Genomic DNA, 12,262 nt, shown 5'->3' with positions numbered 1-12,262 from the left:
ATTGTTTTCTGGTACGTAAATTGGAACAGCCAGTTATAAATCAGTATCAATGACAAATAAACTGTTCAAAGTGCGTCCGATCCTGTTATTGTTGCTGGGCTTCGGCCTGGTGGCAACTATTGCCTGTGCCAGTAAACCTACCAGTTCTTCAAAGTCAACGTCTAAAGTGTCTGGCAGTGCCACTGCCGCTCCGCGGACGGTCACCAGCGCCAGCACGGCGCCCAAGCTGGAGGATGATATCCTGATTTTGATCAACAAGCACCGCAAATCCAGGGGGTTGCCGGCGCTGACCGATAACCTGGTGATCCAGGCGGAGGCCCGCCGTCATAGCATGGCGATGGCCAGCAACCGGATCGCTTTCGGGCATGATGGATTCAATATCCGTTCTAAGATCATCACTTCAAAAGTACCGGGCACCAATGCTGTAGCGGAGAATGTAGCGTATGGAAGCCAGACGGCAAAAGAAGTGGTGGATGGATGGCTGAACAGCCCCGGACATAAAAAGAATATCGAAGGGAATTATAAATTGACGGGAATCGGCGTTGCGAGAGGACAGGACAGCAGGTTATATTTTACACAGATTTTTGCGAGATAAGATATCCGGATTATATTGATGACCCCGGACGGTGATGCTGTCCGGGGTTATTTTTTGTTTTGGTACTCCTGAAATGATTTAGTTTTGCGCCCAGCAATAACCCCTGGATATGGATAAAACACTTTCTTCCTTTACTGAGATCAATACCGGAAATCTTTTGCACTTTATCGAATATCTCAGGACCAGGCAGGATGATCCTAAATCTCTCATCAAAGAAGTGGGAGGAAAAGTGACGAAGCTGGGAGCCGACAGAAGATTCATAGAAAATGTCCAGCACAGCTGCATAAAATCAATGGATATTTCCATTGACGATGATTCCATCTATAACCTGAGTGTATCAGGCAATTTTCAACTTACTCTTGCAGACCTGATCAGAATATACGGCGCCTTCCGTAAAAAGAGCATCCCCGCCGACGATATGAATGCCTATATCTTCAACGACGACAGAAGAAGAGGCAAGCACAAGCTCCAGGTGTTTCATTTTCTGAAAGACCAGGAAGGGCTGAAGGAAAACGAAATTGTAGTAGATACGCTGAGGTTGGATTTTTAAAAGCCAATTGTATTTTATGGGATACCATGTTCCGCGCTATAAAACAATATATTTCATAGCCCTGTTTAGCGTTAAGGGGAAAGTTTAAGGTTTTTCTCCACTTTTATTTCTTAAACCGGACCGCCGCCTGTATATTTATAACTACGCTTTCTACCTGATCTTCCCTTTCACATTAACCAGGATTTTTTGAGGTCACACAGTTGCTCTGTCCCTTGTTTTATTCCACGCCATCAAACTACTATTTACTATGAAGGTAATAGCCGTCAGTGCATTGCTCTTACTGGGACAGCTTGCTGTTTCCCAGCAGAAGGTCAATGCTTCTACCGGACCAGAGAAAAGCATTGAAAAGTTGAACGAGGCCCATACAATGAAACTGGAGGAACTGATAGAAAAGGCCGCGAATTATTTTCACGATGGCGCTTATGCGCAGGCAGTTTCAGTCTATAATATAGTGGCAAAAAGATCAGCTGTTAATTCAGACATGCATTATGGCGCTATGTCAGGAATTGCAGAGATCCATGCGCGAACCGGTGATTATGCTGCCGAACGCGACCAGTACCTCCGGATGCAGGGCCTTTACAAAGAGGGTGATGTACAGCGCCAGCTCTGCAGGAAATTAGCGGATGTGGAACTAAGATTGACAAATTATACAATGGCGCTGACCCTGGTCAATCAACATAACAGTATTGTCCGCAAAGGAAGCTATTGCGGAAACTCCCGTGCTGAAGATGAACAGACACTGGCCTGCTTATCTTTCCGGGCCTACCTTGGATTGAAAGATACCCTTTCTGCCATCGGTGCCATCCTTCCTCAGATGTTCTATAACGGCGCCGTGGTGAATGATGGTTTAGTGGACTGGGTGCTTCCTGTTTTTCTAGCCAGGTACGACAGGGCTTTCTGGAAAAAAGAATTGGATAATGCCGCTGCAAATATTATCGGAGTAAAAAAAGCGAAAAGGCCAACAGAATATCAGACAACCATCCTGGGCGTTCAGGTACAGGTTCCTCCGTTCTACCAGAGCATGAAGGCCTCCGTCTATATTGCATCCCCCGGCCCGGAAAAAGAAAACAGAGAATTTGCCATTACGAAAAGCTATTTCTATTTAAAAGCCTGCTTCGGGAATCAACAATACTGATCAACTTGCAGTTTGCCGGGTCATAACGTATAATATATGAATGAAATTGAACGTTTCGCCTGACCGGATGAATAGAATTGAAAAATTATGGTAACATTGCATAATTTTTGCGTAATTGGTACGCCAGCTCTATAACTGCTAACTCCAAATCCATGAATAAGAAGGTCTATATAGGAATGTGTGCTGATATCATCCACCCAGGACACCTGAATATCATCAGTAAAGGCCGGGAATTGGGGCATGTTATCATCGGCTTACTCACAGACAAGGCAATGGCCAGCTATAAAAGGATCCCGTTGATGACCTTTGAACAAAGGAAAACAGTTGTTCAAAGCCTCATTGGTGTTGGTGAGGTGGTAGCACAGGACACGCTCGATTACTCCGATAATCTTCTCTCTATAAAACCTGATTATGTGATCCACGGCGACGATTGGACCACCGGCGTGCAGGCCGCTACCAGGCAACGTGTGATAGATGTATTGCAGCAATGGAATGGTCAGCTGGTAGAAGTGGAATATACCAAAGGCATCAGTTCTTCAGACCTGGTTAAGTCCGTCCGTAACCTCGGCATCACTCCCCAGCAAAGGCTCAGCCTCCTGCGCAGATCGATGGCAGTTAAACCCATTGTGCGTATCATGGAAGTGCACAGTGGTCTCTGCGGCCTCATCGTTGAAAACACAGCTTCACAGGATAATAATGGCAGGCAGCTTTCATTTGATGGTGTCTGGATGAGTAGTCTCACCAGTTCCGTTGTTAAAGGGAAGCCCGATATCGAAGCCGTTGACCTCACCGCACGTTTACAGATTGTACATGATGTACTGGAATCCACCAGCAGACCCATCGTTTTTGATGGCGATACCGGCGGCCTGCCTGAAGTATTCTCCTATACCGTACGCACACTTGAAAGATTCGGCGTATCCGCCGTGATCATCGAAGATAAGACCGGTGCTAAAAGAAATTCCCTCTTCCAGGATCAGACTTCGCAGGTGCAAAGTTCCATCGAAGACTTCTGCGACAAGATCCGCGTTGGCAAACAAAGCCAGGTAACGGAAGATTTCATGATCATCGCGCGTATCGAAAGCCTGGTGCTCGGCAAAGGCATTGAAGACAGCCTCGAACGGGCCATCGCTTATATAGATGCCGGTGCGGATGGGATCATGATCCATAGCAAGATGTCCGATGCAAAAGATATTCTTGAATTTGCAGCGCGCTTTAATAAACTGGAGAAGAAAGTACCGCTGATCTCCGTGCCTACCACTTACAGCAGCATCAGGGTTGAAGAGTTACAGGCAGCTGGTTTCAGTATGGTGATCTACGCAAACCATATGCTGCGCAGTGCATACCCCGCCATGGAAAAAACAGTACGTTCCATCCTGGAGAATGGAAGAACAAGCGAGATCGAAAACCAGATCATGCCTGTTGAACAATTATTAAATCTAGTGGAAGTAAAATGATCAATCCGGAAAACCTGTACCGGTTTTTAAAGAACAGGGATATCCAATTCTATTCGGGTGTCCCCGATTCATTGATGCAGAACTGGCTGCTCACACTTCAACGCAACTCAACGGATTTCAATCATGTAATTGCAGTAAATGAAGGGGCCGCGGTGGCGATCGCCACCGGATATTACATGGCCTCCGGCAAACTGCCCGTTGTATACCTGCAGAACTCAGGATTGGGAAATGCAGTGAATGCCCTCACTTCAATAACTGACAAAGAGATCTATTCCATACCCTTATTGCTCTTCATAGGATGGAGAGGAGCACCGGGCATCCACGATGAGCCGCAACATAAAAAGATGGGCCGGATCACCGAAGAAATGCTCAACGTACTGGAAATTCCATATTTTATCCTGGAGGAAGATGAAAGCCAGGCATTGACCACAGTGGGTAATGCTGCTGACATTGCATTGCAGGAACAATCGGCCGTTGCCATACTGGTGAAGGAAAATGTCTTCAGCAAACAGGCAATTGAAAAAAGTCCGTCTGAGTATGAAATGTCCAGGGAAAGAGCCCTTGAGCTGTTGCTGGAAGGCTTCAATGAAAAAGATGCGCTGATCTGTACTACGGGTAAGGCCAGCCGTGAACTCTTTGAAGTGAATCAGAGGAAATCGACTCCGTTTGAAAAAATATTTTACTCCATCGGAGGTATGGGGCTTGCCAACCAGATAGCATTGGGTATCGATCTGCAAAATCGTTCCCGTATCATTATGCTGGATGGGGATGGAGCCGTACTGATGCATATGGGCACACTCGCAACTATCGGGCAACTGGCGAGCGGGAACTATATCCATATCGTATTGAACAACGGTTGCCACGAATCGGTTGGCGGGCAACCTACCGTAGGTTTCGATATCGATCTTTGCCATGTAGCCAGCGCCTGCGGATATAAAGATGTTACCCTCGTAACCAATGAGCACCAACTGCAGGAATGGATCTCCGGTTCTTTGAACAGGCCCGGGAAAAAGTTTCTTGAAATAAGGATCAATGCAGCCTGCCGTGAGAAACTGCTGCGGGTGTCAGGTCCTTTCACGGAAAGAAAAGAATTACTCATGTCCATGCTCTCCATAAAACCATGATCCGGCAAAAGCTGATAACGCAAACTGATTTTCTTGCCCGGCCCGTAAATGAACTGTTAACCGGCACGCAGAATAAAGTATTGCTGGTTATAGCCGGGCATATTGCAGCCAGACATGCAGCAAGCAATCTGCTGGCCCCGTTACTGGGCGCAAATACACAAATTGCTGTAAAGAAAAGGGGAGATGTTTCACTGGATGAAGTGGAAGAAGTGTATGCCGGTCTGGATCCTAATAATTTAGACAGGATCATAACTATCGGCGGTGGCAGTGTGATCGATCTTGCGAAATGCCTGCTCAACAAATTACTGTTGCAGGACCAGTCAAGGCCACAATTCATTGCTGTTCCAACAACAGCGGGATCCGGCAGCGAAGCAACCTGCTTTGCTGTTTACTATGATAAAAAGGTCAAGTATTCGTTAGACAAACCTTCATTATTACCTGATATAGCTATTCTTGATCATGGTTTTTTGCAATCACTTTCCGCAGACCAGATTGCCATCTCCGGTATCGATGCAATGGCCCATGCAGTAGAATCATACTGGAATATCAATGCAACGGATGAATCAAAAGAGATTTGCCAAAAGGTGATCAGTACAATACTTACCGCTCTGCCGGCTGCCATTGAAAGCGCAGACCGGCTGGAGTTTTTGAGCTCTTTATCTGAAGCGTCATACCAGGCAGGCAAAGCAATCAATATTACCCGCACTACCGGAGGCCATGCACTATCATATTATCTGAGCGGTGAGTATGGTATCAGTCATGGTCAGGCCGTGGCCATCTTCCTGCCGGTATTGTTCATGTACAATGCCGGGGCAAATCCGGATAATTGTAATCATCCCGGAGGCCCGAAGGCTGTACATGATAGCATCGATGAGCTCAATTCAATCTTCAATTGCTCAACTGCAGATGAGTCCTGCAAATTCCTGCAATCATTTATCAGGAGGATCGGGCTGGCAGCCACTTTGCATGAGCTTTCTCTGAATGATGAAGGACTGATAGAAAGAATCGTGAAAAATGTAAATTTCCAGCGATTCAATAACAATCCGGTCATGTTCAATGAAAGCGCATTGATCAGTCTTTGTAAAAATCTTATAGCATGAGTATTTTTTCTGAATACAGTACAGTCCGCGATCTCCTTGCACAGCGTCACGCTGTGATCGTTTATTCAGAAAGCAAATACTATTACCAATACTATCAATTCCTGCTGAACGATATCCGGAAGCAAACCGGCAGAGACATCCTCTACATCACTTCAGATAAGAATGATCCCTTGCTGAAAGGCGGTATACAGGGGATGCGTGTTGTGTATGTGAAATGGTTGATCCAGTTCCTGTTTTCAAAGATCCAGGGCGATGTCATGATCATGACAATGCCCGACCTGGATAATTATGGTTTCAAGCGGTCAACTTTCGTCAGCAAATATTATTACCTGCCGCATGCTGCCGTCAGCCTGCATCAGCAGTATACAGAAAAAGCATTCTTTCATTATGACGCCATCCTTTGTGCCGGCCCGTTCCATGCAGAAGAAGTGGGTAAGTTGAAGGAAGCCTATCAGTTGAAGGATATAGAAGCCATGCCTTATGGATATCCCCTGTTCGAGGAAATATCCAGGAGATATAAGGGCAAGGCTGAAAACAGGGAGCAACGTCCACGCATTCTTGTAGGACCGAGCTGGTTTTCCGGTTCCATTATGGATACCTGCATTGAGGAGGTGATGGCCGGATTATCCAGACTCCCTTACGATGTACTGGTCCGTGTACACCCGGAATATATGAAGCGTAAGGCTGACCGTTACAAGCATTTGCTGAAGCTCATCGCTGGTTATGAAAATATCAGTATCGATACAACCATCAATGTGCTGGATGCGCTGCTGAACGCGGACCTGCTGATCACCGACCGTTCCGGCATTGCCCTGGAATATGCATTCGGAACACTCAGGCCGGTACTGTTTATTGAAACAGCGCACAAGATCCATAACAGCAACTGGGAGAAAACCGGAATGGAACCCATCGAAAACAAACTCAGAACGCAGATGGGGAAGGTGATTGCTTTGAATGAGCTTGATCGCCTGGGTGCTGTAGCACAGGAACTGATAAATAATAAAGCAGCATACAGTTCCTCCCTGGATGCCCTCAGGAACAGCCAGTTCTATTCCAATGACAAGATTGGAGGAACGGTTGTGCAGGATATTCTCCGGAACCTGAAGCCAGGGTAAGGAATCAGCCGTATCTCTGCAGAAACTCCATTTTTCCCTAAATTGTGGCCTCAAATAACCCTTCAATGAGCAAAGTGATCATTTCTGTAAAGGATTTAGTGAAGAAATACGGACAATTCGAGGCAGTTAAGGGCATCAGTTTTGACGTCATGGAAGGGGAGATCTTCGGCCTCCTGGGGCCCAACGGAGCCGGCAAATCCACTTCCCTGGAGATCATCGAAACACTTCGTGAAAAAACATCCGGTCAGGTGACTGTGGCCGGCTTTGACCTCGACAGGCAGCCCGACGAGATCAAAAAGATCATCGGGGTTCAGTTGCAGACCTCGGGCTTTTATCCCGGTCTCAACCTCCTGGAACTGATAGAGCTTTTTGCAGGATTGTACAATCAGAAAGTGGATGGCATGCAACTGCTACGCAGTGTGAACCTGGAGGACAAGGCCAAATCTAAATTCAAGAACCTCAGTGGTGGGCAGAAACAACGTTTTTCCATCGCCACCACACTGATCAATAATCCAAGGATCATCTTCCTGGATGAGCCTACCACAGGGCTCGATCCGCAAGCCCGCCGCAATCTCTGGGAACTGATCAAAGAGATCCGCGCCAAAGGCACTACCGTGATCATCACCACGCATTATATGGATGAAGCGGAGATCCTCTGCGACCGCATTGCAATCATCGATTCCGGAAAGATCGTGGCGCTCGACACTACGGACAATCTTATCGATGCCCTGGTGGCCACTGGCTTTGAAAGGCCGAAAGACCTCAAGAAAGCAAGCCTCGAAGATGTGTTCATCCATCTTACGGGCCATGCACTCCGTGAAGACTAAATTGTAAATCTCTAAAATTCAGATATGGACCTTCGTTATCCGATCGGCAAATACGAGCCTCAGCCTTTCTCGTCAGCACAGAAGCGCCTCTGGCTCCAGGATATCCAGTTCCTGCCCGGACTGATTGAAAATGCCATCGAGAACCTGGATGAACCACAACTCAATACGCCCTACCGCGATGGCGGCTGGACGGTGAAGCAGGTAGTGCACCATGTTGCGGACTCGCATATGAATGCCTATATCCGTTTCAAACTTGGTCTCACGGAAGACAAACCCACCATCAAGCCATACGATGAAGCACGTTGGGCTGAACTGAAAGATGTACAGTCGGTGCCCATCAATATGAGCATCACATTGCTCTATACCCTTCATACACGCTGGCATGCAGCCATCCTGCACCTCACAGACCAGGACTGGCAGCGTACCGTGATCCATCCGGAGCACAACAAGGAAATGAGCCTCTGGCACCTGCTGGGTATGTACGCCTGGCACGGAAAGCACCATGCGGCACATATCACTTCGCTGCGAGAAAGAAAAAAATGGGATTAATCAAAAGATGTAACTATGAAAGACCTGAGCTGGAAAACAGTAACTTCCGACTACCTCTTCAAAGACATATGGTTCACTGTCCGCAGGGATAAATGCGAACGTCCTGATGGCAAGATCATCGATCCCTATTATGTGTATGAATTTCCTGAATGGGTTACAGCATTTGCACTGACCGAAGATGGAAAAGTGATCATGGAAAGGCAGTACCGTCACGCTGCAGGGATCACAACCTGGGAACTGCCCGGGGGGTGCGTGGATGACACCGATCCCTCTTATGAATTTGCAGCAGCGCGCGAACTGCTGGAAGAAACCGGGTATGAGTTTTCAAAATTTGAATACCTGGGTAAAACAAGTTGCAATCCTTCCACCAATAATAACTGGATGCATATGTACCTCGCCACCGGCGGGCGTTTGGTGCAACAACAGCACCTGGATGAAAATGAAGAGATAGAAGTGAAGTTGTTCACCATGGATGAGCTGAAAGAGTTATTGAACAGGCAGGAAATTGTACAGAGCATGCACGTGACCACGATATTTTATGCTTTGCAGAAGCTGGGGCTGTAAGATCAGGTTTCCTCATTTCAGGCTGTTACACTTCCCCCACTACAAACACACTTCCGCAAACCAGTATCAGGTCATCGGCATTCGCCGCATTCCTGGCTGCTTTCAATGCTTCGGGAACTGAAACATAATGATGCCCTTTCAAGCCGTACGATGCGCCTTTCGCCGCCAGTTCATCTTCCGCCAGCGCTCTTGGGATCTGTGCTTTCGTAAAATAATAAGTTGCTTCTTTGGGCAGTAATGCCAGAGCATGGTCGATATCCTTATCTTTCACCATGCCTATCACAACATGTAAATGCCTGTACTGTGTGAGCTCCAGTTGTGCTACGATCTGCCTGATGCCATCTTCATTATGTCCCACATCCAGCACGGTGACCGGTTTCGTACTGATCACTTCCCACCTGCCATGCAGGCCGGTGAGTTTCTTTACATGACGTAATCCTTCCTGCACCTGTGCTAAAGAAATATTCCATTTTTTCAACTGCAGCTGGTGAACAGCTTCCAGCACGGTCATCAGGTTCTTTATCTGGTAGAATCCGGGTAGGTCCAATGTATAACCTGTTCTGTCAGGACTGGTATGATTGGCCACCTGCACAACCAGTTGATGGTGTTCATATTTCCAGTCGGCTGCATAGCGCAGGAATTCTGCCAGCAGGAGCGGGGATTGCTTTTCAGCAGCCGTTTGTTCAAATACAGGCCGCGTTTCCGGTTTTACTTCTCCCACTACCACCGGTATGCCTGGCTTGATGATTCCCGCTTTTTCAAATGCGATCTTTTCCAGGGTATCTCCGAGCAGGTTCATATGATCATAACCGATATTGGTGATCACGCTGAGCTCCGGGGTGATGATATTGGTGCTGTCGAGACGACCGCCGAGGCCTGTCTCTATAACGGCGATATCCACCTGCTCTTTGGCGAACCAGTCGAACACCATGGCCACGGTGATCTCGAAGAACGATGGTTCAATCCGGTCGATGGCCGGTTGGATGCGTTCGGTAAAATCGATGACGAAGTCCTCGCTGATCATTACGCCATTGATACGGAAGCGTTCCCGGAAATCTTTTAAATGGGGGGAGGTATATAGCCCGGTTTTATAGCCGGCGGATTGCAGGATGGCTGCCAGCATATGGCTGGTACTGCCTTTGCCGTTGGTGCCGGCAATATGGATGGTCTTTATATGTTGTTGCGGATTGCCCAGGAATTCACAGAGGGCGATCGTATTGGTGAGGTCTTTTTTATAAGCTGCTGCGCCAACCCGGCTGAACATGGGAAGGCGGTTGAACAGGTAATCGATGGTCTCTTGATAGGTCATTTGCCAGATTGACCCACAAATCTAAGCTACCCGGAAGGCTGCACAAAAAAATAATACGAATGACAATTCTTAATCAATTGCAGCGTTTACTCCCAAAGATTTGCATTATTTAAATGCAGCTATTATTTTTACGCAGTTTTTGATCCGATATCCTGACTAACAGTAGAAAGACTGATCTCTTCAACCAGACCCTGTAGATGTAATCCAGTCCGGCTCTCACTTGTTGGGAAAACCCACCACCACCCCCCAGTTTAATGCCTGCAATTGCAGGAAGAATTTATTACTACGAAACATCGGCTGTATCACGGCCTGTTGGGTTATGATAATAGCTCAATGGAATTGCCATGCAGCTGCGGACCGGTAATGCAGTCTAACCCCATGTAAAATCAAAATATGAATATCAGTTCTACCCGTTCTTATCCTGTTCAGCAATCCCGGAAAAGAATTTCCGGAAAGGCGCTGAAAAATTGTTACTCTTTAATGTTGCTTTTTCTCCTGCTGCTGGCTGCCCGTTATCCTTCAAAGGCACATATAAAGCCGTCTCCGGACGGAATTGTATTTGTAAAGAAGGGTAGCACCGGAAATGGAAACTCATGGTCAAATGCACTGGGTGAACTGGCCGATGCACTCTGGCTGGCAAAGACCAATCCTGCCATCCGACAGATCTGGGTAGCCGGCGGTACCTATAAACCGATGTTCCCGGGCGGCGACGATGGAGATCTGTCACAGCCCGGTTTCCGGAGTTTTGTAATGGTGAACAATGTAAAAATGTTTGGAGGATTTGCCGGCACAGAAAGTACAGTGAACCAGAGGGACCTCTCCCTTGCTGCCAATGAAACCATTTTGAGTGGCGATATCGATGATAATGATGGAACCGATGGTGCGATTAACGGGAGCAATGCCCTGCATTTGCTGATTGCCGCCGGAACAGGAATATTTCACCTGGATGGCTTTACTATCCAGGGAGGCAAGGCTGATATTAACGCTGGTGAAATAACTGTCAATGGAGTGAGCGTACCCGGCACCAGGGGCGCCGGATTGTATGCTGGTTATGCTACTGTAAATGTCAATGCCTGTAAGGTCCGGGGAAATGCCTCGGGTGCTGGTACTATAGCAGTGGATAACAGTGATGCTTTTTTTGCCAATACGCAGGTAACAGGCAACCTTTCCGGCACCGCATCAGGCATTCTTAATTCACACAGCAATATTCAGTTACTGAACATAACCTTTAGCGGGAATTCCGGTAACTATGTTTTATATAATCTGAACTCCACCGCCAGGGCTGATAATTCTGTTTTTTACAATAATGGCGGCAACCCGGATAATGGTAGTACTGTATTCAATCATTGCCTGCTTCCCAGGACTCCTGCAGGGACCAATATCAATGCTGACCCTGATTTTGTTCAACCAGTTCCTTTTGCTACAGCTCCATTCACCGGCGGTAACTACCAGTTGAAGCCGGGCAGTCCTGCCCAGAATGCAGGTAACAATGCATTGATCAGATCGCTGGGCAGTGAAGGCATCCAATTAGCGGACATGGCCGATAATAACAATGGCTCAGGTTGTAGTGCATTCGCTTGCTCCGTGTCAGGGCTTGAAAATATTACCGACAATAACAATACTTCCAATTATTGCGTACTGAGTATTACCCAGGGATCAGCCAATGGCCCAAACAACGCATTGGCTACCGTTGGCTGGACCGGACAGGAAGTGAAAGCCGGTGAATACGTAGGTTTTGTGATAGCGCAGGAAAACATTCCAATCGGCAATACCTCCTTGCTGAGTAGAATTTCCATCCTGCTTCGTAACGATCTCGGCGGACCTGTTCATACGCAGTCGGGATTAACCCTGCAAACTACTACCCTGAACGGACAGCCTGTTTATTACGTTGGCATCATTGCGCCGGTAAGTGCAAAATACGCTATCATAAGGATGGATCA

At 47.3% G+C, this 12,262-nt stretch carries 12 protein-coding genes; 11 read left to right on the top strand and 1 reads right to left on the bottom strand.

What is annotated here, in order from left to right; all coding sequences use genetic code 11:
• The first annotated feature begins 49 nt into the window (after positions 1-49).
• The 10 genes from ACTHMC_RS17280 (at position 50) to ACTHMC_RS17235 (ending at position 9,013) form a co-directional block, all read left to right on the top strand.
• Complete coding sequence (locus tag ACTHMC_RS17280) at positions 50-595, top strand: CAP domain-containing protein (protein ID WP_440414911.1); 546 nt, start codon at positions 50-52, stop codon at positions 593-595.
• A 109-nt stretch (positions 596-704) separates the two neighbouring features.
• Positions 705-1,145, top strand: coding sequence for a hypothetical protein (locus ACTHMC_RS17275; RefSeq protein WP_440414909.1), 441 nt, complete (start codon positions 705-707; stop codon positions 1,143-1,145).
• A 247-nt stretch (positions 1,146-1,392) separates the two neighbouring features.
• Positions 1,393-2,280 (top strand): hypothetical protein, encoded by an 888-nt coding sequence (locus tag ACTHMC_RS17270; RefSeq protein ID WP_440414907.1) that lies wholly within the window; start codon positions 1,393-1,395, stop codon positions 2,278-2,280.
• 152 nt (positions 2,281-2,432) lie between these two features.
• Positions 2,433-3,734, top strand: coding sequence for a phosphoenolpyruvate mutase (gene aepX / locus ACTHMC_RS17265; protein ID WP_440414905.1), 1,302 nt, complete (start codon positions 2,433-2,435; stop codon positions 3,732-3,734).
• Positions 3,731-4,858: a phosphonopyruvate decarboxylase gene (aepY, locus tag ACTHMC_RS17260; protein WP_440414903.1), complete on the top strand. Its 1,128-nt coding sequence runs from the start codon at positions 3,731-3,733 to the stop codon at positions 4,856-4,858. The genes aepX and aepY overlap by 4 nt, the downstream gene beginning before the upstream one ends.
• Entirely contained in the window at positions 4,855-5,958 is a 1,104-nt protein-coding gene (locus tag ACTHMC_RS17255) for an iron-containing alcohol dehydrogenase (RefSeq protein WP_440414902.1), read from the top strand. Before aepY ends, ACTHMC_RS17255 begins: the two co-directional genes overlap by 4 nt.
• Positions 5,955-7,073 (top strand): CDP-glycerol glycerophosphotransferase family protein, encoded by a 1,119-nt coding sequence (locus ACTHMC_RS17250; protein WP_440414901.1) that lies wholly within the window; start codon positions 5,955-5,957, stop codon positions 7,071-7,073. Before ACTHMC_RS17255 ends, ACTHMC_RS17250 begins: the two co-directional genes overlap by 4 nt.
• Before the next feature lie 65 nt (positions 7,074-7,138).
• A complete protein-coding gene (locus ACTHMC_RS17245; RefSeq protein WP_440414900.1) occupies positions 7,139-7,900 on the top strand; it encodes an ABC transporter ATP-binding protein in 762 nt (253 codons plus the stop codon).
• 24 nt (positions 7,901-7,924) lie between these two features.
• Positions 7,925-8,449 (top strand): YfiT family bacillithiol transferase, encoded by a 525-nt coding sequence (locus tag ACTHMC_RS17240; RefSeq protein WP_440414898.1) that lies wholly within the window; start codon positions 7,925-7,927, stop codon positions 8,447-8,449.
• Between the two features lie 15 nt (positions 8,450-8,464).
• Positions 8,465-9,013 (top strand): NUDIX hydrolase, encoded by a 549-nt coding sequence (locus ACTHMC_RS17235; protein ID WP_440414896.1) that lies wholly within the window; start codon positions 8,465-8,467, stop codon positions 9,011-9,013.
• 25 nt (positions 9,014-9,038) lie between these two features.
• Here ACTHMC_RS17235 and ACTHMC_RS17230 read toward each other — a convergent pair whose 3' ends face one another.
• A complete protein-coding gene (locus tag ACTHMC_RS17230; RefSeq protein ID WP_440414894.1) occupies positions 9,039-10,322 on the bottom strand; it encodes a bifunctional folylpolyglutamate synthase/dihydrofolate synthase in 1,284 nt (427 codons plus the stop codon).
• 393 nt (positions 10,323-10,715) lie between these two features.
• Here ACTHMC_RS17230 and ACTHMC_RS17225 point away from each other — a divergent pair.
• Positions 10,716-12,262: hypothetical protein (locus ACTHMC_RS17225; RefSeq protein WP_440414893.1), on the top strand; the 1,547-nt coding region annotated here is incomplete at its 3' end.

The sequence above is a fragment of the Pseudobacter sp. genome, from assembly GCF_051955275.1.
In the GTDB taxonomy this organism is placed as follows: domain Bacteria; phylum Bacteroidota; class Bacteroidia; order Chitinophagales; family Chitinophagaceae; genus Pseudobacter.
Note: the sequence above shows the minus strand (reverse complement) of the source record. Positions and strands in the feature narration are given on the sequence as shown.